Source organism: Streptomyces sp. Ag109_O5-1, assembly GCF_003814875.1.
In the GTDB taxonomy this organism is placed as follows: Bacteria; Actinomycetota; Actinomycetes; order Streptomycetales; family Streptomycetaceae; genus Streptomyces; species Streptomyces sasae.
In genome coordinates, this window is the sequence record NZ_RKQF01000001.1 from 10,356,426 (window position 1) to 10,380,183 (window position 23,758).

A 23,758-nucleotide genomic window follows, 5' to 3' on the forward strand; every position below is an offset into this window, starting at 1 on the left:
TCACTCGCCCACGGCGACGTACCGCCACACCGTGCCGTCGTCGTCCTTGTCCTCGTCGGCGTCGTCGCGGTCGAGGTCCACCTCGACACCGGCGGGTATCAGGGTCGCGCGGACCCGCTCCTGGAGCGGCTCGGTGAGGTAGTTGTGGTGCAGGTCCAGCTTCTTGAGGTGGGTGAGCGGCCGGCCGTCCAGGAGTGCCGTGGCGCCGTCGTCGGTGAGGACGCCCATGGACAGGTCCAGCACCTCCAGGCGGTCGAGGACCGGGGAGTCGGCCACGGAAGCCGCGACGTCGTCCTGCATCTCGCTGTTGCGTAGCGCCAGATGACGCAGCGCCGGCAGCCTTTCGCCGGACAGGATGCCCGCCAGGTCGGCCACCTCGCTGTCGCCGCCGTACTCGGGGGTGCCCAGCCACAGGTCGAGGTACTCCAGGGCGGGCAGGTCACTGGCCCCCACCCCGCGCACCACCGCGGCGGGCAGTCCGCCGGCCTCCATGGTCAGCCGGCGCAGCGCGGTGTGCCGCAGCCCGGTGAAGCCCAGCCCAGAGCCGCCGCGCACCCCGAACTCCGCCAGCTCCGGGAAGCCTTCGAGCAGCGGGGTGACATCGCTCTGGTTGATCCAGGAGATCTCGCACTCCTCCACCACCATGTCGCCGAGGAACAGCGCACGCAGGGCCGGGAGCCGGTCGCGCGCGGCCAGCAGCGCCTCGATCACGGCGGACGGATCCGTGTCGTACGCCTCCTGCCAGGCGCCGACTATCAGCGCCCGGACCCGGGTGGTGTCGACGGCGGTGAGGAAGCGGGCGAACGCGTCGGTCCAGTCCTCGTCGGCGTCGTAGACGTCACTGGTGACCCGCCAGGCGACCGAGTCGGCGTCGGGCAGGCGGTCCGTCGACGCGCCGGGGCCGGGAAAGGCGTACGCGGGCAGCCCGTAGAGGGTGGAGAGGTGCTGATTGACGGTCATACGGCCGCTCCTGGGACGCGTTCGAGGGCGTTCGGTGATGATCGCAGTTGTACCAAGCGGCACTGACAACGCGACGTCCGGCTGGTGAATCCCCTCTTGTTCGACCCTACGAACTTTCTGTGTGACGGGTACACAACTCCGGCCATCACTGGTAGGAAACCTTCCTATCAGTAGCAGCGATCCACCCCCCACCACCTTCTGGAGCCCCCATGAGGCATCCGAACGACGCCGCGACGAACCCCGCCCCCGTCCTGACCTCCCGCCGCACCGTGCTCGCCCTGCTCGGCGTGTCCGCGGCGGGAGCGGGAGCCGTGCTGCTCCGCCCCGCACATGCCGCCGCCTCGACTGCCGCGAGCTGTGCGGGCCTCGACGACCCGGCGAAGAAGGAGATCGCCATGAAGCTGGTGTCGAGCGCGGAGAACTCCTCGCTCGACTGGAAGGCGCAGTACAAGTACATCGAGGACATCGGCGACGGCCGCGGCTACACCGCCGGGATCATCGGGTTCTGCTCCGGCACCGGTGACATGCTCGACCTCGTCCAGCTCTACACCGACCGCAAGCCCGGCAACGTGCTCGCCAAGTACCTGCCGGCGCTGCGCCGGGTCAACGGCACCGACTCCCACTCGGGCCTCGACCCGAACTTCCCCTCGGACTGGCGCAAGGCGGCCCAGGACACCGCGTTCCAGCAGGCGCAGAACGACGAGCGCGACCGCGTGTACTTCAACCCGGCGGTCCAGCAGGGCAAGACGGACGGCCTGGGCACGCTGGGTCAGTTCACCTACTACGACGCCATCGTCATGCACGGCGACGGCGACGACCCCACCAGCTTCCGCAACATCCGCAAGCGCGCCCTCGCGAAGGCGAAGCCGCCGGCGCAGGGCGGCAACGAGACGACGTACCTCAACGCCTTCCTCGACGCCCGCGTCTGGGCCATGAAGCAGGAGGAGGCCCACAGCGACACCACCAGGGTCGACACGGAGCAGCGGGTCTTCCTGCGCAAGGGCAACCTGTGCCTGAACACCCCGCTGGACTGGAAGGTGTACGGGGACAGTTACCACATCGGCTGACCTGCCCGGGGCTGTCGTACCGTCACCTCACCGTGCGGTACGACAGCCCGGGTGCCTCACGGCTTGATGCCCACCCCGGTCCACAGGCTGACCTCCGCGTCGGTGGCGGTCGGTTCGGAGTCCGGACGCCAGCGGTGGCCGACCGAGACGCCCGGGTCGAGCAGCTCCAGCCCGTCGAAGAAACGCGCCACGTCCTCGCGCGAGCGGAACTGCACCGGGGTCCCTGCGTTGTTGTAGATGTCGGTGACCTTCTGCCAGGTCGACGGGTCGAAGTCGGGCGTGCAGTGGCTCAGGGCGAGCGCGCTGCCCGAGGGAAGCACGTCCAGCAGCCGCGTGACTATGCCGTACGGGTCCTGGGCGTCCGTGACGAAGTGCATCAGGGCGTTCAGGGACAGCGCCACCGGCCGGTCCAGGTCCAGCACCTCGGCCAGCTCGGGGGCGTCGAGCAGCGACTGCGGGTCGTTGACGTCCGCCTCGATGTAGGTGGTGCGGCCCTCCGTCGTGCTGCGCATCAGACGTTCGGCGTACTTGAGGACGAGCGGGTCGTTGTCGGCGTACACCACCCGTGCCTCGGGGACCACGGACTGGGCCACCTGGTGCAGGTTCGGCTCGGTGGGGATGCCGGTGCCGACGTCGAGCCACTGCCGGATGCCGTGCTCCCGGGCGAGGACCCGGGTGGCGCGGTGCATGAAGGCGCGGTTCTCCCGGGCGCAGACGAAGATGCCCGGGTAGACGGCCGCCACGGTCTCGGCGGCCTTCGTGTCGATGTCGAAGTGGTCCTTGCCGCCGAGGTAGTAGTCGTACATCCGGGCGGAGTGGGGCCTGCTGGTGTCGATGTCCCGCGCCGCGTGCGAGGTGGTCATCGTGTCCCTTTCGGTGGGTGCGTGGGGGAGAGGGGAAGGGGAGAGGAATCAGCCGGTGGTCAGATGGTCGGCGAGGCCCCGTTTGACCCCGGCGACGAACGCCGTGATCTCCTCGGGGGTGTAGATCAGCGCGGGGCCGCCGGGATCGGTCGACTGGCGCAACGCCACCCGGCCGTCGGCGAGTTGCTTGGTCTGTACGCACTGGCCTCCGTTGGGACCGCTCCAGGGAGACTCCCAGCCCTGCTCCCCGAGGTCCGATGCGGGCATGCCGTTGTACACGTCGCGGGCACTGCCGTCGATGATGGTCATGCGTACTCCTTGCGCATGCGGTTCAGCAGACCCCTGCTCTGCGCGTCGGAGGTCAGCAGGGACATGCGGTTGTGCGCCTCGAGATGGGCCACGACGTCGGAGCGCTGGTCGAGGTACATGGCGCCGGAGAGGATCTCGCTGTAGACGACGTCCGGAAGCTCGGGCTCCTCGAAACGGAAGTACGTGAACGGGGCGCACGCCCCCACATGGGCACCGGCGGTGAACGGGACGACGTCGACGCTGACATGGTCCAGCTCCATGACCTCCAGGAGCCGTTCGATCTGGGCCCGCATCACCTCGGGGCCGCCGACCACCCGGTGCAGGACGGCCTCCTCCATGACCACCCACAGCGTGGGCGCGTCCGGCCTGTCCAGCAGGGCCTGGCGGCGCAGCCGCAGGTCCACCCGCCGGTCCAGCTCCTCGTCACGGTCGTTCGGGAAACCGCCGCCGAGCACGGCACGCGCGTACTCGCGGGTCTGCAGCAGCCCCGTGACGTAGTGCGGTTCGTAGGTGCGCAGGGTCTTCGCCCCGGTCTCCAGGCTCACATAGGCGCTGAACCAGGTGGGCAGCACATCGCGGTAGGTGTGCCACCAGCCGGGCTCGTTGGCCCGCTCGGCGAAGGCGACGAACTCCTCCGTCTCCTGCCGGTCGGCGCCGTAGGTTTCGAGGAGTTTCTCCACGTAGAGGGGCTTGAGCGCGACCTCCGCCTTCTCCAGCCGGCGGATGGTCAGGGGGGCGACCCGAAGCGCCCGCGCAGCGTCCTCCAGTGACACGCCCGCTTCCTGGCGGCGCTCCTGGAGCCTGCGGCCCAGGATCATGCGCAGCACGGTGGGCGCACTGCTGCTGCCCGCGTTCGACCGGCCTTCGCTCACGCCCTACCTCCTGAGGGACTATCACCACGACGAGTGTGACAGGCACTTGATGAAGCGACCACACCGACACCGGCATTCTGAAATTATCAGAGAGCCGGTTGCAGGTTGAACTTGGGTGCGCGCATAGTTACTTGAGCAATTCGCGTGCACGACCACGAACAACGTCCGGTCCCCGTAGGGACGTTGTTCAGCTCTGCCTGCTCCCCGCCGCGCCCGCCTCACGGAAGGCAACCATCGTGTCCCCCCACGCGACTTCCCACCGCGACCTGTTGGACGTAGTAGACCCTGACCAGTCCCATTGGATCGAGCTGCCCTCGCACCGCTCCAGCGTGAGAGTGGCCCGCCGCTCCATGCGGGAGCGGCTGAGCGCGTGGGGGCTGCCCGGCGAGCTGTGCGAGGACGCGGTGCTGCTCGTGTCCGAGCTGGCCACCAACGCCGTCCGCCACACGTTCAGCGTTCGCATCCTGTGCGGCATGGGCCTCATCGCCGACGGCTGTCTGCGGCTGGAGGTCCACGACCACGACTACTCGCGGCGGAGCCTGCTCCGGCGCGAGCCGGGCCCCGACGACGAGGGCGGGCGGGGACTGCTGCTCGTCGAGCAGCTCGCCGACTCCTGGGGTGTGGACCGCTCCAGGCTCACCAGCGGCCATGCGGTCTGGGCCACATTGACAGCCTGACACGGCGCCGGGCACCCAGGGGGCTTCCAGGGTGCCGGTCGGGCGGGCATGGGGGGCTCGCCCGGACCGTCCCCGCGGGGGAACCGCGGGGACGGCGTCGGCCCGGGTGGGTGCGGTCGTCGCTTGGGGGAGGGGCGACCGCACCCACGCCGAGGTGGCGGCGGACCGCCGTCAGCACAGCCCGCGCCACACCCCCCAGGTTCGGCTTCTTCTGCATGGACGACAGGCCCGGCCGCCTCGACTCGGCGCAGAAGGCACTCGGCGGTTCCCGGTACTCCACGTGGAACACCGCCCTGTGCGCCCTGACGAACGGGGTGAGGAGCGCGCACTCGTCGTACTGCGAGCAGCAGCGCCGCCGCCAGGACCGCCGCCAGTGCCTTACGCGCACTCATCGGTCCGTGCCTGTCAGCGCCGGTGTCAACCGGACCCAGGGATTGGGCGGTTCGGCCGTCACCGGACCGCAGACCGCCGCACCGCGCTCGTGCGCCGTGCGCACGGCGAGCGGAACGAGGGCCTCGGGCACACCGTAGACCAGATGGCACAGCCGCTCCGGCGGCTGTCGGGCGGCCCACGCCGGTCTGCTGAACGCGCGGACGTACGTCGACCAGTGCCCCTCGAAGGTGACGGTCAGGTCGGCGAGCCGGACGTACCCCGGCGCCGGGTGGACGGCCTGCCCCCCTGCCGCCGGCTGGTGCGCGCCGTACGGAGGGCGGGCGCCGGGACGGTGGTGCTCAACCCGGGCGGCAAGCAGCCAGCAGCAGCGGGCGGGGCGGGAGGCGAGGAAGCACGCCTACGGGAGGCGCCCCGGGGCGACGCGACCGGTACACAGAGTGACCGAGAGTGCGCACACCGTGATGATCGTGTATCCAGTGCGTGAAGGCGTAATCGGGCGGCAAAACGCGCACGTGCCCGGCGACGCCGAAGCGACCCGCGTAGACCCGGCGACGGTCGCCTCCCGTCCGCCGCCTACGGCGGCTATTGGCGCGTATCGGCGCGCGATACAGGCACCCGCCGCTCCGCCCCTGGGGGTTCTCGGCCAACCGCCGGTTTCCGGCCCCGCCGTGCCGGACAGGGCCTCGCCCATGACGGACAGGGGCCCGCGCGGGCCGCATGAGCGGCGCCGCCGGGGGGCACCACATAACTATGGAAGGCGTGCCTGTGATCGTGCAGCCGCCGGAGCCCGACGGCGGCAGACGGGTCACGATCCGTGGAGAGTACGTCGGCACCGCGTATCACCTGCTCGACGTCGTCGAGTTCCTGCGCAGAGCCGGCCTGCCCGAGACCGACACGACGGTCGACGACCCGGACCTGATCGAGTGGCGCGGCCTCGGGCCGAAGGCCTGGACCGCGGCGGGGTGAACCGCGGCGGAGCGCACTGCGCCGGTCAGGAGCCGGGCAGGAGGTAGTGGCTCCACAGGCTGCCGAGGAAGAACTGCCCGAAGCGGGCCAGGGCCGCCGGGCCTCCGGGGCCGGTCGTCCGGAAGGTCGTGAGCATCCGGGCCAGGTCGACGGGGCGCAGCCGCACGACGCCCGCACCGAGGACCCGTGCACGGAGGTCGTCGTCATCCGCGGTATGGCCGTGCAGCAGCCGGAACGGCAGGATCATCGTGTCGGACCAGACCCGGACCGGTGCCCCGCGGGAGATGACCTTGTGCCCGGCGAGGGTGCGGCTCCGGCCCTCCGCGTCCGTGGTGTACAGCCGGTAGCGCAGGGCCGGTGCGTCCTCGTCGAACAGGTTGACGGTGCCCCGTGGCACGGGGCGTCGCCCGCCCAGACAGGGGCTGTCGATCCAGCCGTCGACGCGGGCGGTGTGGTCCGGTTCGTCGAGGAAGCGGTCCACGTCGTCGGCGGTGACGGTCAGCCGGAAGGAAAGGGGCTCACGCCGGCCGGTGCGGCGCGCCGTGAGCGGATCGGCCGACCCCGGTGCGCAGAAGCCGTGCATCTCCTCGGTGAACTGCACCGTGGTCCGTGCCGGGTAGGTGCTCGTCGGGCGCGGCACGCGATGTGGGGTGGCGGGAGGGTGTTCCAGCAGCCGGGTGCTCAGCCGGTCGGACAGGGCGGCGATGGTGAGGGAGGGGTTCACCCCTACGGAACCGGGCAGTACCGAGCCGTCCGCGATGTACAGACCGGGGTGGCCGAAGACCTCGCCGTAGGGGTCGCACACCGCGGTGGCCGGGTGCCGTCCCATCGGGGCGCCGCCGAGGGGATGCACGGTCATCGCCCGCCCGCGGCGCCACAGCGGATGGTCGGCGTATCCCGCCCCCAGCGCCTGTGCGACCTGCTTCATCGCCGCGCGCAGTGGCTCGAAGTGCTCGGCGCTGCCCTGCGCGGTCCAGGTGGCGTCGAGTCTGCCGTTGCGCAGCCGCAGTTCCCCGTCGGGGACGTCCCTGCCCATGCCCAGCAGCGGCATCGAGGTGCTGGACAGCGCACCCCGGCCGAGCAGTTCGGAGACCGCCCCGGAAAGCCGGGGATCCGGCGCCCCGGCCGCGCGGTCCAGAAGCCGGCCGAGCATGAACCGCACGGTCCGGGTGAGGGTGCCGGGCACCCGGGCCCCTTCCACGAGCCACTCCACGAAGGCCGGATATCCGGCGTCCTGGATGTACGCGCCGCGCCCGGCACCGTCGACGCCGTCGAGTTCGCCGGGCAGCCGGACGGAGCTGGTGATCACCGGGCCGCGATGCGGGAGCAGCGGTCGCCCACCGTGGCCCTGCCCGGCCCGGAGGACGAAGGCGAGGTGGTCGCCGTTGGTGGAGAACCGGGTGCCGACCGCCGGACTCAGCGCGGTCAGGTACCTGCGGGAGCGCAGCAGAAGACGGACGGTGTTGTAGGTGCCCGCGGCCAGGACCAGCCGGTCGCAGTCGATCGTGGCCGCATGCCCGGCGTTCCGGCCGTCGTCGTCGGCGTGGTGCCGGACGTGGTCGACCGCGTAACCGCCGCCGTCGAGGGGGCGCAGAAGGGTGGCTTCGTGTCCCGTGCGCAGATCCGCGCCGTGCCGCCGGGCCGCGGACAGATAGGTGAGGTCGAGGCTGTTCTTGGCGCCTTCGTTGCAGCCGAGGTTGCACTCGCCGCACAGCCGGCAGGTGGTCCGGGCGGCGCCGTGCAGATTGCCCTCCGGCGGCTGGGCGAGCGGCCGGCCGGGGCTCGGCTCGGCACCGGGTTCCGGTGCGAAGCTCACCCCGAGCGGCGGCCGTTGGACCTCCAGGCCGAGCAGCCGCGCCGCGTCGTGCATCGCATGAGCCCTCGGGGTGTCGGCGTAGCCGGGGTGGTCCAGGGGGTACGGGGTGGCGCCGAGCATCTCCTCCACCGCGGTGTAGTGGGGGTCGAGATCGGCGCGGCCGACCGGCCAGGCCTCCCATCCGCCCTGCGGCAGCGGCCGTTGTTCGGCGAACCAGCGCTCGTCCTTGCGGAGCAGGACATTGGCGTAGATCAGCGACCCGCCGCCCAGGCCGCTGGCGACCACGGAGTCGAAGCGGTCGAAGCTCCACACCTCGAACAGGCCGTGCAGACCCGCTCGCGGATCCCACAGCGACCGGCCGAGTTCGGCGGGAGTGCGCGGGAAGCTTCCGGGCGGATGGGCGCGGCCGCGCTCCAGCACCACCACCGACTTCCCGGCCCGGGCCAGCCGGTACGCGGCGACGGCACCGCCGAAGCCGGAGCCGATCACCACGGCGTCGACATGCTCGCGGGGCGCGGTGTGCCGCGTCATCTCAGACCGCCCTGCGCCTGAGGAAGTCGAGAACGTGCGGAAACACGTCGAGGTGCGCGTTCTTGCCGATGATGCAGTCCAAGTAGCCGTAGCCGGGCGCCACATACAGTTCGTACCGGTCGGGGTGCCGGGAGCGGCCCGTGAGTTCACGATGGCAGCGCACGCACGAGTCGCCGAACACGTTGTTGTGGTCCCCGGTGAGGAACAGCACGGGCGTGTCCGCCTCCTCGGCGTTCGCGAGGTAGTCGTCCGGCAGCGAGGCATGGCGGGGCGCGGTGCTGTCGTACTTCACGGCGCGGCCGGCCCGCACGATCTTCCGGATGTGCCGGTGGTACTGCAGTCCGGTCGGGCCCAGGAGATCGGCGATGCGGTCATGGGTGACCGGGTCGAGGTTGGCGTGGCTGTACAGCGCCGGCCAGCCGCTGCCCCACATGAAACTCACCATGTGGCAGGCGGGGTTGTCGCACTCGGGGTGGGCCAGCGACACCAGCCGTGCCAGGGCCCGGCCGCGGGTGAGGGCGGGCGCCCGGTCGAACCGCGGATCGAGGTGGGAGAGCCCGATCACCCGCTCGATCAGTTCCCTGCCGTAGTCGAGCTTCCACCGCGACCAGGTCGGTACGTGCATCACCAGGCCGACGGCGTTGACCACCACGCTGGTGATGTTCCGTACGACGTCGCCGAACAGGCTCATCAGGAAGGTCATCGATCCCAGGCAGTGCGCGACGACATGGACGCGCCGGTCGCCGATGTGCCGGCGCAACTCGGCCAGCGCCGCCGGGTAGTCGTACAGCGCGACGTCGTCGAGGGTGTGCCGATGGGGTTCGGTGTTGTACGGGAACCTGTTGCTCATCCGCATGTCGAGCGTCCAGACGTCGCCGAAGCCGTTGTCCAGCAGATAGCCGGCCATGTTCCGGTGCTCGGGCATGATGAAGAGGTCACTGGACGCGGTGAGCCCGTGCAGCAGGACCACCACGTCGTCGCAGTCGAACCGCCGGAACCGGGTGAGACACAGACCCAGGCCGTCCTCGGTCGTGAACGGGCGAGTGGTCACCGCGGCGTCCGCCACACCGGCCGGCGTGTACCTGGGAATCCTTCGCTGCATGTCCGCGCATCCTCCGACGTCCTCGATCCGTCGTTCCCGTCGTTCCCATCGCTTCCGTCGATCCCGTCGATGACAAGGATGTCGTGGCAGAAGGAGTTCGGGTAGCGCCGCCGTGCCGTGCTCGTGTGGGGTCCGGTGATTCCGTGTGAAGAGCGAAATGCCCTGATGCGCAAACGAGTTGGTGCCAAGGGCGGCTCGATCCGTATCGGCGTGCGCGCGTGCGTCCGGCACATCGTCGACCCCGGTGCATCACAGACCGCTCCACCGGTGCCCCCGGGCGGACCGCCCGGCCACCGGAGGACCGCGGCCGCCGTTCGGGCGGCCGGGGAGCGCAGCCGGCTCCCGCCGCCTTCGCGGACCGCGCCCGGACCGGGACCGGCGGCGCTTCCGGACCGGACGTGAAGTGCGGGTCCGTATGGACGGCCGGGTGCGCGGAGGCGCGTCCCGACTTCACCGGAGCCGTGGGCTGCCGGATGGGGGACCGCCGTACGAGTGATGGGCGCGCTCCCGTCCCGGCGTGAACCCCGGGGGATACGGCCCGGCACGTCGTTCCCGGCACGCGGCCAGGGCATCGACAAAAGTGGCAGGCATGTCCTCATCTGGACAGACTGAATCCGCCGGTTCGTGATCAGGAACATCCACGTTCTCCAGGAGATCGCATGGTGGAGCAGTCCTCCGAGGTCGCGTCGGAGCCGGACGCATCTGTCGTCGCCATGAGCGACACCGGCCCCGACGGAGCGGACACCGAGCGGGAGCTCGCGCAGACTCTGGCCGATCTCCTGGGTGCCGAACGCGTTCCCGCCGACAGCCACTTCTTCACCGACCTCGGCGCCAACTCGCTGGTCATGGCCCAGTTCTGCGCCCGCATACGCAAGCGGCCGGACCTGCCGTCCCCGTCCATGAGGGACATCTACCGGCACCCCACGATCCACAGCCTGGCGACGGCCCTCGGGGAGGTCGTGCCCGTTCCCGCCGATCCGGTCGACGCCCCGGCACCGACCCCGCCGCCGCCCGGGAACCGGTGGAGCCATCTCCTGTGCGGAACGCTCCAGTTGCTGGTGTTCCTCGGCTACTCCCTCGTCTCCGGATTCGCCACCGCCATGGGCTACGAGTGGATCGCCACCGGCAAGGGCCTGGCCGACGTCTATCTGCGGTCGCTGCTGTTCGGAGGCATCGCGTTCGTGGCGCTGTGCGCGTTCCCGGTCGCGGCCAAATGGGTTCTCGTCGGCCGCTGGCGACCTGGTGAGTTCCCCGTCTGGAGCCTGAGATACCTGCGCTTCTGGCTCGTCAAGGTGCTGCTCCACGCGAACCCGATGGTCCTCCTCATCGGCACCCCGCTGTACGTGCTGTATCTGCGGGCCCTCGGCGCCCGGGTCGGGAAGGGGGTCACGATCCTCTCCCACTCCGTCCCGGTCTGCACCGACCTGCTGACGATCGGCGCCGGCACGGTGATCCGCAAGGACTCCTTCTTCCTGGGCTACCGCGCCTGTGCGGGACACATCCAGACCGGCCGGATCACCCTCGGCGCGGATGTCTACATCGGCGAGAAGACCGTCCTGGACATCGATACGGCCATGGGCGACCGAGCCCAGCTCGGCCACTCCTCCGCCCTGCACCGCGGCCAGAGCGTCCCGGACGGCGCGCACTGGCACGGATCCCCGGCGGAACCCACGTCGACCGACTACCTCAGGGTCGCACCCGCCCGGTGCGGCACCGTCCGCCGGGCCTGGTTCGCCCTCGGCACGCTGGTACAGCTCTTCCTCCTGTACATACCGCTGTTCGTCGGCGGAATGTACATGCTGTTCACCGAGGTCCCCGCGATCGGCAAGCGACTGGACCCCCAGACCGCCGCACTGAGCCGGTCGGCGCTCGTCCCCGACGCGCTGCTGCTCTCCCTGGTGCTGTTCTTCGGGTTCCTCGTCCTGGGCCTGGCGGCCCTGTGCACCCTCCCGCGCCTGGTGGGCCTGGTCATCAGACCCGACAAGGTGTATCCGCTCTACGGATTCCACTACGCGCTGCACCGGGCCACGGCCCGTATGACGAACATCAAGTTCTTCGCCTGGCTCTTCGGCGACAGCTCCTACATCGTGTACTACCTCCGCGGAATCGGCTACGACCTGTCACGGGTCGAGCAGACCGGGTCGAACTTCGGCACCGAAGTCCAGCACGAGACACCCCTGTTGGTCTCCGTCGGCAGCGGCACGATGGTGGCCGACGGCCTGTCCGTCGTCAACGCCGACTACTCCAGCACGTCCTTCCGGGCGTGCAGGGTGTCGATCGGCCCGCACAACTTCCTCGGCAACAACATCGCCTACCCGGCGGGTGGCAGGACCGGTGACAACTGCCTGCTCGCGACGAAGGTGATGATCCCCCTCGACGGCGAGATCCGGGAAGGCGTGGGCCTCCTCGGCTCGCCGTGCTTCGAGATCCCCCGCTCGGTGGAACGCGACGCGCGCTTCGACCACCTCAGGACGGGCGACACACTCCACCAACGGCTCGCCGCGAAGAACCGCTACAACCTCCGCTCCATGGCGCTCATGCTGCTCGTGCGCTGGCTGCACACCTTCGCGCTCACCCTGTTCGGCCTCGCCTCCGTGGACCTGTACGGCGTGGTCGGACAAGTGGTGATAGGCGGATACCTGGCCTTCACGCTCGCGTTCACCACCCTGTACTTCATCCTGGTGGAGCGCTGCCTCACCTCGTTCCGCGCGCTGCGCCCCCGGCTGTGCTCCATCTACGACCCGTACTTCTGGTGGCACGAACGGGTGTGGAAGGTACCGGACCACTACCTCAACATCTTCAACGGAACCCCCTACAAGAGCCTGGTCTGGCGGCTGCTGGGCGTGCGCATCGGACGCCGGGTGTTCGACGACGGCTGCTACCTGACCGAGCGGACACTCTCCACCATCGGCGACGACTGCACCCTCAACGCCGGCAGCAAACTCCAGTGCCACTCGCAGGAGGACGGCACCTTCAAGTCCGACGGCACCACGCTCGGAGCCGGCTGCACGCTGGGCGTCGCCGCCCATGTGCACTACGGCGTGACCATGGGCGACGGCTCGGTGCTGGCACCCGACTCGTTCCTCATGAAGGGCGAGGAAGTCCCCCCGAACGCACAGTGGGGCGGCAATCCCGCGGTGGAGATGCCGGAGTCCGGCAGCGGTTCCGCCGGCCCCGGCAGGGCAACGTCAGCAGCCGACGCCGCTTCGGCGACCTTGAGTTGAGGAAGGCCATTCGATGGGAACGCGCGTGGAAGCGGACCGGGAGTTCTGGAGCCGGGTACTGACCGCCGGCGGTGTCACCACCGTGCCCCGGTGGGTCCGGGAGCCTGTTCCGGGAACGGCCGAACACGAGATACCGGTGCCGGACGACGTGACGCGGACGGTGCGTGACCTGGCCGGGCGTCAGGGACTGCCGGCCGACACGCTGATGCTGGCCGCGCACATCAAGGTGCTGGCCGTGCTCTCCGGCGAGCCCGACGTGGTCACGGGGTACGCCACCGGTACCCGCGGCGAGCCGCTGCCGTGCCGGCCGGCCGTCCCCCCGGGCTCCTGGCAGGCCCTGCTGTCGGCCGCCCGGCACGCCGAGGCGGAGGTGCTGGCGCACCGGGACTTCCCGGTGGAGAAACTGCGGCGGGAGCTGGGGCTGACCGAGCCGTCGTACGAGATCGTGTGCGGGCCACTCGGAGCCGCCGAGCCCCACACTGACGACGGCGTTCTGCAGGTGCGCTGGTCCGACCAGGGCGGGCGGCTGACACTGCGCCTGCGCCACCGCACGGACGTGCTGGACGCAACGGCCGCGGCCCGCATCGGCCGCTACCACCTCACCGCACTACGGAAGATGACGGTGGATCCGGACGCCGACCACACGCGGGGGAGCCTGCTCTCGGCGGAGGAGGAACAGGAGCAGCTGGAAGGTCTGGCCGGGCCGCACCGGACCTTGCCGGACGCGCGGGCGCACGAACTGTTCGAGCAGCGGGCGCGGGCCCATCCGGAAGCCGTGGCCGCCGTACACGGCGGGCGGGAGTGGACGTACGGCGAACTCGACCGGCGCGCCAACAGGTTGGCACGCGCCCTGCTGGCGAGAGGCCTGCGCCGGGAGGACGTCGTCGCCGTCGTCACCGAGCGCAACCTCGACTGGCCGGCTGCGGTCCTGGCGGTGTTCAAGGCGGGCGGCGTCTACCTGCCGATCGAGCCGCACTTCCCGGCCGGCCGTATCCAGGCGACGCTCTCGCGAGCGGGCTGCAGGCTGGTCCTCACCGAATCCGGCAGCACCGACACCCTCGACCGGGCGCTGGCCGCCCTGCCGGAGGTCCAGAAGCTCCGGATCGACTCGGCCTACGCCGAATCGCACGCCGACGACAGCCCCGGCGTCCGGGTCGACCCCGGCCAACTCGCCTACATCTACTTCACCTCCGGCTCCACCGGCGAGCCGAAGGGCGCGATGTGCGAGCACGCGGGCATGCTCAACCATCTCCACGCCAAGATCGACGACCTCGCGATCGGCGAGGGGTCCGTGGTGGCGCAGACGGCCCCGCAGTGCTTCGACATCTCGCTGTGGCAGCTCATCGCCCCGCTGCTGGTCGGCGGCCGGACCCTGCTGGTCGAACAGGACGTGATCACGGACGTCGAACGGTTCGTGGACACCCTGGAGCACGGCCGGGTCGGCGTGGCCCAGGTCGTCCCCTCCTATCTGGAGGTCGTGGTCACCTACCTGGAGCAGCGCCCGCGCCCGCTGCCCGACCTGCGGTGCGTGTCGGTGACCGGCGAGGCGCTGAAACGGGAGCTGGTCCAGCGCTGGTTCGCGGTCCAGCCGGGCATCGGGCTCCTCAACGCCTACGGGCTGACGGAGACCTCGGACGACACCAACCACGAGGTCCTGCGGGAGGTGCCCGACCGGGTGCTGCTCGGCCGGCCCGTCAACAACGTGCGCGTGTACGTCGTGGACGAACATCTGTCGCTGGTGCCGCTGGGCGCCCCCGGGCTGATCGCGTTCTCCGGTGTCTGCGTGGGCCGGGGGTACGTCAACGACCCGGAGCGCACCCGGGAGGCGTACCGGACGGACCCGTACCGGCCCGGCGAACGGCTCTACCTGGGCGGGGACTGGGGGCGCTGGCACCCGGACGGCAAGCTGGAGTTCCTCGGCCGCCGCGACAGCCAGGTCAAGATCCGCGGCTTCCGCATCGAGATCGGCGAGATCGAGAACTCCCTGCTGCGGGTCGACGGAGTACGGGACGGAGCGGTGGTCGTGGCCGAACGGCCCGGCGGCGCCAAGCAGTTGATCGCCTTCTACGCCGGTGGACAGCAGCGGCCCGAGGCACTGCGCGAGGCGCTCGGCGCGGTGCTGCCCGCCTATATGGTCCCGTCGGCCTTCCACCGGCAGGACAGCCTTCCGCTGACCGCAAACGGCAAGATCGACCGGAAGGCCCTGACCGCTCTGGCCGAGGAGTCGGCCCCGCAGCGGGAATCCGGGGACGAGCTCAACCCGGCCGAGCGGCGGCTCGCCGCGGCCTGGGCCGAGCTGCTAGGGGTGCCCGAGCGGCAGATCGGCCGCACTGACCACTTCTTCGACTCCGGCGGCACCTCCCTGACCGCGGTCAAGCTCAGCCTCGCGCTGGACCGCGCGGTGTCCCTGAAGGACATCACCCGGCACCCGGTCCTCGCCGACCTGGCCGCCCTGCTCGACCACGGCGGCGGCAACGGCGGCGGCGCCGGTACGGCCCGGCGGCGCCCGGAGCTGCTGCTGGCCCTGTCGGGCGGGAGCGGCACACCGGAGTGCGCCCTGGTGTGCTTCCCGTACGCCGGCGGCAACGCCGTCAACTACCTGCCGATGGCGACCGCGCTGGCGGACAGCGGCCTGGCGGTCCTCGCCGTGGACCCGCCCGGCCACAACCTGGCCGCACCCCCGGAACCCTTCGCATCGATCGAACAGGTGGCCGAACAGGTCGCCGCCGAGATCATGGCGCGCGGCCTCACCCGGGTCATGCTCTGGGGCCACTCCTCAGGCACCGCCCCCGCCGTCGAGACGGCCCGCAAGCTCCAGCAGCGGGGCGTCGCGGTGACACGGGTCTTCCTCGCCGCACAGCTGCTCGGCACCGCCACCGAGCGGCACACCGCCGTCGCCGAGCTGACGAGCCGCAGCGACGCCGAGCTCGCCGCGCGGCTGGCCGCGGACGGCGGCCACACCGAACTCGCGGAACTGAACACACTGCACGCCGGACACATCGCCGCCGCCTACCGGCACGACTGCGTCTCGGCGCACCGCTACTTCCACGAGGCCCTGACAGCCCCACCCCCGGTGAAGCTGTCCGCGCCGGTCACGGTGGTCGTCGCCGACGACGACCCGTACACCGCCGGCCACGCCCGGCGCCACCGGGACTGGTTGCTCCTGGCCGACCACGTCGAACTCCACGAACTCGCCGACGGCGGCCACCACTTCCTGCGCACCCGTCCGGCCGAGGCGGCGCGGGCCGTCCTGCGCACCGTCGTACCACTCGCCTCCTCCTGAGCACCGTCGCACACCGGACGGTCGACCGAAAGGAACCCGAGATGCCGTTCTCATCCCTGGCATCACCGCTCGACGTGGAGCTGCGGCCGGACAAGCCGGCCCTGCTGCGCGTCGATCCACCCGACGACGCCCCACGATGGGCCGCCGAACACCGTGAGGCGCTACGCGCGCACGTCACGGAGCACGGGGCCCTGGTCGTCCGCGGCCTGGGGCTGCGGGACACCGGCCAGGCCGGTGCCGTCCTCGCCCGGCTGGCCGGTGAACTCATGCCCGAGCTGGAGGCCTTCGCCCCCCGCGAGGCCCACGGCCCCGGGCTCTACGCCTCCACACCCTGGCCGGCCAACCAGCCGATGTGCATGCACCACGAGCTGAGCTACCGGCTCGAAGTGCCCGGCCTGATGCTGTTCGCCTGCCTGACCGCACCCGGACAGGGCGGGGCCACGGCGGTCGCCGACGCCGAAGAGGTGCTGCAGGCGCTGCCCGGCGGGCTCACCGAACGGTTCGAGCGGGACGGCTGGATCCTGACCCGCACCTACAACGACGAGATCGGGGCGAGCCTGACGGAGTCGTTCGGCACCGCCGACCGCGCCGGGATCGAGCGCTACTGCCGGGCCAACGCCATCGACTTCACCTGGCAGCCCGACGGTTCGCTGCGCACCGAACAGCGCCGCAGCGCCGTCGTCCGGCACCCGGTCACGGGCCGCCGCTGCTGGTTCAACCAGATCGCCTTCCTCAACGAGTGGACGCTCGCCCCCGAGGTGCGCGAATACCTCGTGGACGTCTACGGCGCGGACGGACTGCCGTTCAACACCCGCCACGGCGACGGCACCCCGATCGGCGAGGACATCGTCCAGCTGATCAACTCCACCTACGAGGCACACGCCCGGCGCGAGCCCTGGCAGGCCGGTGACCTGCTGCTGGTGGACAACATCCGCACCGCGCACAGCAGAGAGGTGTTCACCGGAGAGCGGCAGGTGCTGGTCGGCATGGGCGAGCCGCTGCGGCCGGCCGACGACTGCCCGGCGACGGAGGCGAGCGAGCGATGACCGATGTACTGCCGTCGGCCGCCCGGTCGGCCACGCCCGGGCGGGGCTCCGCACCTTCCTTCGCGGTGATCACCGGAGAGCAGGTGCAGCGCGCGCTGAGCGGGCGCGAGAAACAGCTCAAGGAGCTGGTCGAGACCGTCTACCGGGTGCACGACGCCGGAGACTCGGTCAACCCGCCGTCGTACTTCCTGCGCTTCACCGACCGCCCCACCTCGCGGATCATCGCGCTGCCGGCCTCCCTCGGCGGGCAGGTGCAGGTGGACGGCCTGAAGTGGGTCTCCAGCTTTCCGGGGAACGTGAGTGCAGGGCTGCCGCGGGCCTCCGCGGTGCTCATCCTCAACGACCGGGAGACGGGCTACCCGTTCGCCTGCCTGGAGAGCTCGATCATCAGCGCCACCAGGACGGCCGCGTCCGCGGCACTCGCCGCCGACTGGCTCAGCCGCGGCCGGTCCCGCCCCACCCGGGTCGGGTTCTTCGGCACCGGCCTGATCGCCCGCTACATCCACACCTTCCTGGCCGGCACCGGCTGGGACTTCGACGAGATCGGCGTGCACGACCTGTCCGCCGACAGCGCCGCCGGCTACCAGGGCTACCTGCGGCAGACCGGCACCACCGCCCGGATCACCGTCCACGACAGTGCCGAGGACCTCATCCGCGCCAGCGACCTCGTGGTCTTCGCCACCATCGCCGGCCAACCGCACGTCACCGACCCGGCGTTGTTCACCCACAACCCGCTGGTCCTGCACGTGTCCCTGCGCGACCTCGCCCCCGAGGTCCTGCTGGGCTCGGCCAACTTCGTCGACGACGTCGAGCACTGCCTGAAGGCCGACACGTCACCGCATCTGGTCGAACAGCTCACCGGCAACCGGGACTTCCTGAACGGAACGCTCGGCGACGTCATGGCCGGACGGGCCGCGCCGCCCGCCGACCGCCCGGTGATCTTCTCGCCCTTCGGGCTCGGCGTCCTGGACCTCGCCGTCGGCAAGTACGTCTACGACGAGGTGTCCCGGGCTGGAGACCTGCGTCTCATCGATGACTTCTTCCACGAACTGCGCCGGTACGGCTGAGACCGTCGTCCTCGGCCCGGCACCAGGAGGCCCGCCGTGCCCGTCATATCCGCTCCCCACGCCTTCAACGAGGGCGACCTCTTCGTCGATCTCGCGTCGATCTGCGGATACCCGCTCTATCTCAAGTGCGAGGCCTTCAACTTCGCCGGCTCCATCAAGTTGAAGGCCGCGAACGAGATGGTGGAGAGCGCCGAGCGGGACGGAATCCTGACCGCGGATTCCGTCCTGGTCGAGTCCTCGTCCGGAAACCTGGGCGTCGCGCTCAGTATGATCGCCGCGAGCAAGGGTTACCGGTTTCTTTGCGTGACGGACTCCCGGTGCAACCTGTCGACCAGACTCCTGATGGAGGCACTCGGCAGCGAGGTGCACATCGTGGCCGACCAGGACTCCAACGGCGGGTTCCTCGGCACCCGCATCGAGTACGTCCGCAACCTGTGCGCCTCCGACGACCGGTACGTCTGGCTCAGCCAGTACACCAACGCCGGCAACTGGCTGGCCCACTACCGTACGACCGCCCCCGAGATCACCCGGCGCTTCCCCGACCTCGACGTCCTGTTCGTCGGGGCTGGCACCACCGGGACCCTGATGGGGTGCGCACGCTACTTCCGCGAGTACCATCGGCCGGTGCGGATCGTCGCCGTGGACGCCGTCGGCTCGGTGGCGTTCGGCGGCGAGCCGGGCCGCCGGATGATCCCCGGGCTCGGGATGAGCATGCGCCCGCCCCTGCTCGACGAGTCCTTCGTGGACGAGGTGATACGGGTGGAGGAGACGGACACCATCCGGATGTGTCACCGACTGGCCAGACACGGCTTCCTGTTCGGCGGCTCCACTGGCACGGTGGTCAGCGGCGCGACGGACTGGCTGTCCCGGCACGGCACCCGCAACATCACCGCGGTGGCCATCGCACCGGACCTCGGCGAGCGCTACCTCGACACCATCTACCAGACCAACTGGCTGCAGGACCTGTACGGCGACCAGGTGCTCGACACCGAGGAGAGCGTACGGCCGAAGCCCCTGCCCCGGGAGGCCAAGCCGGCCTCGTCACGCGCACCGGTCCGCAGACGCAGCCCCTGACCCCACGGCCACCCCGCAGGAGAGCCCCTCGGAACCGCCCGCACGGCGGCACCCGAGGGGCGGGCCACCCGTATCCGAGCGGGGCGCTAAGCGGCCCCTTCCTCATCCGGCCCCGTCCGACGGACCACGCACCCAGCCCCCCAGCACTGCCGTCCCGGCCGCGTAGACGGGCAGCCACAGGGTCGTGGTGGCGGACAGGCAGTTCGCGACGGCGGTATGGCCCTGGACCTGCTGCGCACGCGTCGCCTACGAGAATCTCCGCACGAAGGCCGCGTTGGCGGACCTGGCTCACCACCGGCCCGGCGCCATGCGGGACGGCCGTGCGCCTGGCCCGGTTGGCGGGCGCGTTCCGGCGGCCGGACGCGGTCGAGCCGCCGCACGTCCGAACGGCTGGTGGACAGCAACGGCCCCGGCGGCGAGAATGTCCGCGATTCACAGCCATCGACAGCACATCAGAACCTCTGCCCGGTGACGGAGTCGGCGCGGGGCGCGTGTCCCCTCTCCGCGCCACCACTGGACGGTTCCAGGCGGCGACCACGGGTCGGTACTTCCGGGCACCGACGACCCAGGCGGGGCCGTCCCGCCGGGCAGCGAAAAGGACTCGCCGTGCCCTCGGCGAACTACCGTTCCCTGCTGCGCACCCCGGGCGCCGCGGCCTTCTTCCTGCCGGCATCGTTCGGACGCGTCGGCGTCGCGATGACCGGCCTCGGCATCGTCTGGCTCGTGCACAGCCGCACCGGCACCTTCGCCACGGCCGGCCTGGTCGGCGGCGCGTTCGCGGTGTCCGAGGCGCTCGCGGCACCACAACTGGCCCGGCTCGTCGACCGGTTCGGGCAGACCCGTGTGCTGCCGCCCGCACTGCTCGGCCACGCCGTCGCGGTGGCCGTCCTGGTGTCCCTGGTCACCGCGGGCGCCTGCGACGCCCTCCTGGTCGCGGGCGGTGCGCTGGCCGGGGCCGGGGCGCCCCAACTCGGCGCCATGTCCGCGGCCCGCTGGGCGGCGCTGCTGCGCCCCGGCCGAGCGGCGGAACTGCCCACCGCCTTCGCACTGGAGTCCGTCAGCAACGCGGTGGGCTACCTGGTCGGCCCGGCGTCGGTCAGCGCACTCGCCGCGGCCGGACACGCCCTGACCGGCACCGTGCTGGCCGCCTCCGTATCGGTGACCGGCGGTCTGGTCCTCGCGGCACAGCGCGGCAGCGCGCCCGCCCCGGCGGCCGACGGAGCCGCGCACATCCATGAGAAGCCGTCCCTGTTCCGCGGCGAATCCCTCGTACCGATGGGCCTGCTCATGGGCCTCAATCTCGCCATCGGGGTCTTCTTCGGCGCCATGCAGGTGTCCGTGACCGCCTTCGTGATGGCGCACGGCGCACCGGGCGCCGCGGCCCCGGTCTTCGCCGTCTCCAACTGCAGCGGACTGCTGGCCGGTTGGCTGTACGGGCTGCGCCGATGGCGGGCCGCACCGCCGGTGCACCTGCCGGCGGCGACCGGTGCGCTGCTGCTCGGCACCCTGCTGCTGCTCACGGTCGACTCACCGGTCGGCCTCGGAGTGGTCGTCGTACTGACCGGGGCCACGGTCCCGCCCCTGCTGGCGCTCTTCTCCGTACTCACCGAGTCAGTCGTCCACCAGTCCGTCCTGACCCAGGCGTTCTCCTGGCTCGGCTCCGCGAGCGCGGCGGGCTCGGCCGTCGCCGCGGCGCTCTCCGGCTGGGCGGTCGACTCGCTCGGGCCGCGCGGCGGGTTCGCCGTCGCCGCCGCGGCCGCCGCCGCGCTGACACTCCAGAGCCTCGCCGGCCTACGCCTGCCGCGCACACCGCAGCCGGCCGGCGGGACACCGGTCACCCGGAGGCCGGGGCGCCGCCGGCCGCGTCGGCGGAGTGCAGCAGACGCAGGAACGCCTTCACGCCCGCGATGATCTCCTGGTTGTCGGTGAGACGGTTCACCGTGGACTCGAACTCCCTGCCCAGCGCGGCGATCCTGCGGTCCGCCCCCTCGGCCCGTTCGTATGTGCTCATGGCCAGCGCGTCCACCGCACGGCGCAGTTCGGCGAGGGCCCGGTACTGTTCCTCCGCCTTCTCCTCCAGGACCCGTGTCCCGGTCTCGGCGCGGTTCAGCCGGGCATGCAGCTCGACGACATCGTCCCGCGGATACGTGACGTCCTTCAGGAGGGTTCCCAGGCGCCGTCGGAGCTGGCCGAAGTACGCGCCGGCCGGGCGGAAGAAGGTGCTCAGCAGGAAGAACGCGGCGAACCAGTAACCCGTGAACTCGCCCGTCGCCCAGGTGACCGCGAGGACGACCGCCGTCGTGAGGACGTGACCCGCGACCGCCGCCCGGAGCATCGTGCGGGCGATACGCGCGGCCTCGGCATCCCGGGCGGCGGAGACCTGCATGCCCTTCTCACGGCTCACCGCGATCTCGGCGAGCACGGCGTGCGCACGGAAGTACAGGTTCCAGGGCAGCGTGAGCAGGAGCAGCAGCCACAGCAGGCTCAGCACCCCCGCCCCGACGCCGAACACCACAGCGGGCGGTGCCCCCGCCACATATGCGAAGACCAGTGCCGCGGCCGCGGCCACGACGGCTGCCACCGCCCCCAGAAATCTCCCCATGCCCCCGTCTCCTGTCCGTACGCCGACTCAGCCCATCGTCCCCGGCCAGGGGCGGACGGGCATGAGTAGGCGTACTCAGCGGAGCGTGCGTTGAGGTCCCCCGACGGTACGGGTGCGGTGCGGGATACCCGGCCGAGAGGCCTGTCGCGGCGCGGGGAAGCCGATACCCTGAAAGGCAGCCATGAACCGGGGCAAACTGGGGGCGGGGCGTGGATCCGCGGATGCGGTTGTCGGTGGACGGTTACGTCTGCGAGCGCGAGCTCGGCCGGGGCGGGCAGGGCGTGGTGTGGCTCGCCCGGGACCGGGCGGGGCAGCAGGTCGTGGTGAAGTTCCTGCTGCCGGGCAAGGAGTACGACGAGGTCGCGCTCGCCCGGGTGCGCCGGGAGTTCGGCGCGGCGAGCCGGGTCGGAGAACTGGCCACGGCACGGGTTCTCGACGCCGACCTGGCCGGCAGACGCCCGTACATCGTCAGCGAGTTCATCCCGGGTCCCACGATCCACCAGCACGTGGCCGCCAACGGCCCGTTGCCCGCCGGGCGGCTCCAGTCCATGGCGCTGACCGTCGCGCACGCGTTGGCACAGGTGCACCGCGTGAGTGTGGTGCACCGCGACATCAAACCGTCCAACATCCTGCTCTCCCCGGACGGACCGCGGATCATCGACTTCGGTATCGCCCGCGACGACCGGTTGCTGGAGTCGGCGCTCACCACACCGGGCAGTGTGCTCGGCTCGCCCGCCTACATGTCGCCCGAGCAGGTCCAGTCGCTCCATGTCACCGCCGCCTCCGACGTGTTCTCGCTCGGCGGCACGCTGTACTTCGCCGCCACGGGCCGGCACCCCTTCGAGGGGGAGAGCGACTACGAAGTGCTCGTCGCCGTGTGCACGCGCGACGCGGATCTCACGGCGGTGCCGGAGCCGGTCCGTTCGGTCATCGCCGACTGTCTGCGCAAGGACCCGGCCGAACGTCCCACTGCCGCTCAGCTCGTCGCCCGGCTTGCGGAGACCACGGAGGGCGCGCAGACGGAGCCGGATGCTCCGCAAGCGCAGCCGCAGTCACCGCCGCAACCGTTGCCGTTACCGTCCGAACGCGGGAGCGGTGGTGCCGGCCCCGGCTTCGCCACGAGCGCCAGGCAGCTGCGGTTGTGGGGGTTCGCGGTCGGCAGCGCCGCGGTGGCGGTACTGCTCGCCGTCGTGCTCACCACCACCCCGGGGGGATCGGCGGCCGGTGGAGGCCAGAGGACCCTTGGCTCGGCTTCCGTGTCCTCGCCCGCGCCCCCCGCGGACTCCCAACCCCTCTCGTACACCGATGACTTGACCGACTCCGGCGACTGGCTCCACAAGGACCCGGCCCTGGCGAAGATCACGCACAAGGGCGGGACCATGCTGGTGGATCCCAGGACCGAGCTGGAGGTGTGGCCGCAGGCGCCCTTCGAGCCGTCCTCGTTCGCCGTACAACTGAGCACCCGGACGGAGTGGTACGGGGGCGAGGGCGGGGTCGGGCTGTGGTGCAACGGCTCGGGGGACTACTGGAAGGGTTCCCGCTGGGCAACCTATCTGACGACGGGCCAGGAGGCGCTGATCGTGCGCGAGTTCCGGTACAAGGGGACCTTCCAGCACGACCGGGTCGTCGAGGTCGACCTCGCGGACCTGGGCCTACAGGTGGAGAGCCGGCAACAGGTCGACATGTCGATGACCTGTTCCCCGGCCGGTGAGGGCCGGATCGAGGTGGAACTCGCCGTCGACGGCAACAAGGTCGCCTCGTACACCGGAGCCGCCTTCGACGCCCGGGGCTGTGGTGTCGCCGCCTTCCACTACAGCGCGACCGACCCACAGGGCACGGCCTTCCACGCGGGTTTCGAACGGTTCACCGCGTCCGAGCTGCCGACGCGCTGACAGCTCGGAGCACG

The 23,758-nt window shown here is 71.1% G+C and carries 18 protein-coding genes and 1 pseudogene; 10 read left to right on the forward strand and 9 right to left on the reverse strand.

All coding sequences use genetic code 11. From position 1 onward, the window contains the following. Positions 1-960 carry an STM4015 family protein gene (locus EDD90_RS47160; RefSeq protein ID WP_123979172.1) on the reverse strand — a complete coding sequence of 320 codons (960 nt, stop codon included), beginning with the start codon at positions 958-960 and terminating at the stop codon, positions 1-3. Between the two features lie 209 nt (positions 961-1,169). Here EDD90_RS47160 and EDD90_RS47165 point away from each other — a divergent pair, with 209 nt between their 5' ends. Continuing rightward, on the forward strand, positions 1,170-2,027 hold the full coding sequence (locus tag EDD90_RS47165) for a chitosanase (protein ID WP_123979173.1): 858 nt from the start codon (positions 1,170-1,172) through the stop codon (positions 2,025-2,027). A 56-nt stretch (positions 2,028-2,083) separates the two neighbouring features. Here the strand turns inward: EDD90_RS47165 and EDD90_RS47170 are convergent, their stop codons facing one another. The 3 genes from EDD90_RS47170 to EDD90_RS47180 are packed head-to-tail and all read right to left on the reverse strand — an operon-like array spanning position 2,084 to position 4,071. Continuing rightward, positions 2,084-2,890 (reverse strand): SAM-dependent methyltransferase, encoded by an 807-nt coding sequence (locus EDD90_RS47170; RefSeq protein WP_123979174.1) that lies wholly within the window; start codon positions 2,888-2,890, stop codon positions 2,084-2,086. 48 nt (positions 2,891-2,938) lie between these two features. Beyond that, positions 2,939-3,199: a DUF397 domain-containing protein gene (locus EDD90_RS47175; protein WP_123979175.1), complete on the reverse strand. Its 261-nt coding sequence runs from the start codon at positions 3,197-3,199 to the stop codon at positions 2,939-2,941. Beyond that, on the reverse strand, positions 3,196-4,071 hold the full coding sequence (locus EDD90_RS47180; protein ID WP_123979176.1) for a helix-turn-helix transcriptional regulator: 876 nt from the start codon (positions 4,069-4,071) through the stop codon (positions 3,196-3,198). The genes EDD90_RS47175 and EDD90_RS47180 overlap by 4 nt, the downstream gene beginning before the upstream one ends. A 236-nt stretch (positions 4,072-4,307) precedes the next feature. Between EDD90_RS47180 and EDD90_RS47185 the strand changes: the two genes are divergently transcribed. After that, positions 4,308-4,748: an ATP-binding protein gene (locus tag EDD90_RS47185; RefSeq protein WP_123979177.1), complete on the forward strand. Its 441-nt coding sequence runs from the start codon at positions 4,308-4,310 to the stop codon at positions 4,746-4,748. Here the strand turns inward: EDD90_RS47185 and EDD90_RS58725 are convergent. Together EDD90_RS58725 and EDD90_RS57975 are read right to left on the reverse strand one after the other, a co-directional pair. Beyond that, positions 4,708-5,136 carry an endo alpha-1,4 polygalactosaminidase gene (locus EDD90_RS58725; protein WP_123979178.1) on the reverse strand — a complete coding sequence of 143 codons (429 nt, stop codon included), beginning with the start codon at positions 5,134-5,136 and terminating at the stop codon, positions 4,708-4,710. The genes EDD90_RS47185 and EDD90_RS58725 overlap by 41 nt on opposite strands. Continuing rightward, a pseudogene (locus tag EDD90_RS57975) lies at positions 5,137-5,415 on the reverse strand (hypothetical protein); the annotation flags it as partial. 485 nt (positions 5,416-5,900) lie between these two features. Here EDD90_RS57975 and EDD90_RS47205 point away from each other — a divergent pair. Further along, entirely contained in the window at positions 5,901-6,107 is a 207-nt protein-coding gene (locus tag EDD90_RS47205; protein ID WP_384567185.1) for a hypothetical protein, read from the forward strand. 25 nt (positions 6,108-6,132) lie between these two features. Here the strand turns inward: EDD90_RS47205 and EDD90_RS47210 are convergent, their stop codons facing one another. Beyond that, complete coding sequence (locus tag EDD90_RS47210; RefSeq protein ID WP_123979181.1) at positions 6,133-8,454, reverse strand: FAD-dependent oxidoreductase; 2,322 nt, start codon at positions 8,452-8,454, stop codon at positions 6,133-6,135. Between the two features lies 1 nt (position 8,455). Further along, positions 8,456-9,556, reverse strand: a complete 1,101-nt coding sequence (locus EDD90_RS47215; RefSeq protein ID WP_123979182.1) for an alpha/beta hydrolase — start codon at positions 9,554-9,556, stop codon at positions 8,456-8,458. 659 nt (positions 9,557-10,215) lie between these two features. On the opposite strand from EDD90_RS47215, the gene EDD90_RS47220 reads away from it, so the two are divergent. From EDD90_RS47220 to EDD90_RS47245, 6 genes are all read left to right on the forward strand, one after another. Then, positions 10,216-12,780, forward strand: a complete 2,565-nt coding sequence (locus EDD90_RS47220; protein WP_123979183.1) for a Pls/PosA family non-ribosomal peptide synthetase — start codon at positions 10,216-10,218, stop codon at positions 12,778-12,780. Between the two features lie 13 nt (positions 12,781-12,793). Continuing rightward, positions 12,794-16,063, forward strand: coding sequence for an amino acid adenylation domain-containing protein (locus tag EDD90_RS47225; protein WP_123979184.1), 3,270 nt, complete (start codon positions 12,794-12,796; stop codon positions 16,061-16,063). A gap of 41 nt (positions 16,064-16,104) precedes the next feature. Next, the gene (locus EDD90_RS47230; RefSeq protein WP_123979185.1) at positions 16,105-17,109 is read left to right on the forward strand and encodes a TauD/TfdA family dioxygenase; all 1,005 of its coding nucleotides are present in this window, start codon (positions 16,105-16,107) and stop codon (positions 17,107-17,109) included. Further along, entirely contained in the window at positions 17,106-18,176 is a 1,071-nt protein-coding gene (sbnB, locus tag EDD90_RS47235; protein WP_123979186.1) for a 2,3-diaminopropionate biosynthesis protein SbnB, read from the forward strand. Before EDD90_RS47230 ends, sbnB begins: the two co-directional genes overlap by 4 nt. Before the next feature lie 36 nt (positions 18,177-18,212). Continuing rightward, positions 18,213-19,250, forward strand: a complete 1,038-nt coding sequence (gene sbnA, locus EDD90_RS47240) for a 2,3-diaminopropionate biosynthesis protein SbnA (protein ID WP_123979187.1) — start codon at positions 18,213-18,215, stop codon at positions 19,248-19,250. A 606-nt stretch (positions 19,251-19,856) separates the two neighbouring features. Then, positions 19,857-21,161: an MFS transporter gene (locus EDD90_RS47245; protein ID WP_260328536.1), complete on the forward strand. Its 1,305-nt coding sequence runs from the start codon at positions 19,857-19,859 to the stop codon at positions 21,159-21,161. On the opposite strand, the gene EDD90_RS47250 is transcribed toward EDD90_RS47245, so the two are convergent. Continuing rightward, the gene (locus tag EDD90_RS47250; protein ID WP_123979188.1) at positions 21,085-21,852 is read right to left on the reverse strand and encodes a hypothetical protein; all 768 of its coding nucleotides are present in this window, start codon (positions 21,850-21,852) and stop codon (positions 21,085-21,087) included. The two genes, EDD90_RS47245 and EDD90_RS47250, sit on opposite strands and share 77 nt — an antisense overlap. Positions 21,853-22,073: 221 nt before the next feature. Here EDD90_RS47250 and EDD90_RS47255 point away from each other — a divergent pair, with 221 nt between their 5' ends. After that, complete coding sequence (locus EDD90_RS47255) at positions 22,074-23,744, forward strand: serine/threonine-protein kinase (protein WP_123979189.1); 1,671 nt, start codon at positions 22,074-22,076, stop codon at positions 23,742-23,744. The last annotated feature ends 14 nt before the right edge of the window (positions 23,745-23,758 follow it).

Bases quoted from the DNA above. Each gene is read 5' to 3' on its own strand.
- EDD90_RS47225 (WP_123979184.1), top strand. From the start codon at position 12,794: ATGGGAACGCGCGTGGAAGCGGACCGGGAGTTCTGGAGCCGGGTACTG.
- EDD90_RS47210 (WP_123979181.1), bottom strand. From the start codon at position 8,454: ATGACGCGGCACACCGCGCCCCGCGAGCATGTCGACGCCGTGGTGATC.
- EDD90_RS47220 (WP_123979183.1), top strand. From the start codon at position 10,216: ATGGTGGAGCAGTCCTCCGAGGTCGCGTCGGAGCCGGACGCATCTGTC.
- EDD90_RS47170 (WP_123979174.1), bottom strand. From the start codon at position 2,890: ATGACCACCTCGCACGCGGCGCGGGACATCGACACCAGCAGGCCCCAC.
- EDD90_RS47255 (WP_123979189.1), top strand. From the start codon at position 22,074: ATGCGGTTGTCGGTGGACGGTTACGTCTGCGAGCGCGAGCTCGGCCGG.
- EDD90_RS47160 (WP_123979172.1), bottom strand. From the start codon at position 960: ATGACCGTCAATCAGCACCTCTCCACCCTCTACGGGCTGCCCGCGTAC.
- EDD90_RS47175 (WP_123979175.1), bottom strand. From the start codon at position 3,199: ATGACCATCATCGACGGCAGTGCCCGCGACGTGTACAACGGCATGCCC.
- EDD90_RS47250 (WP_123979188.1), bottom strand. From the start codon at position 21,852: ATGGGGAGATTTCTGGGGGCGGTGGCAGCCGTCGTGGCCGCGGCCGCG.
- EDD90_RS47165 (WP_123979173.1), top strand. From the start codon at position 1,170: ATGAGGCATCCGAACGACGCCGCGACGAACCCCGCCCCCGTCCTGACC.
- sbnB (WP_123979186.1), top strand. From the start codon at position 17,106: ATGACCGATGTACTGCCGTCGGCCGCCCGGTCGGCCACGCCCGGGCGG.
- EDD90_RS47215 (WP_123979182.1), bottom strand. From the start codon at position 9,556: ATGCAGCGAAGGATTCCCAGGTACACGCCGGCCGGTGTGGCGGACGCC.
- EDD90_RS47230 (WP_123979185.1), top strand. From the start codon at position 16,105: ATGCCGTTCTCATCCCTGGCATCACCGCTCGACGTGGAGCTGCGGCCG.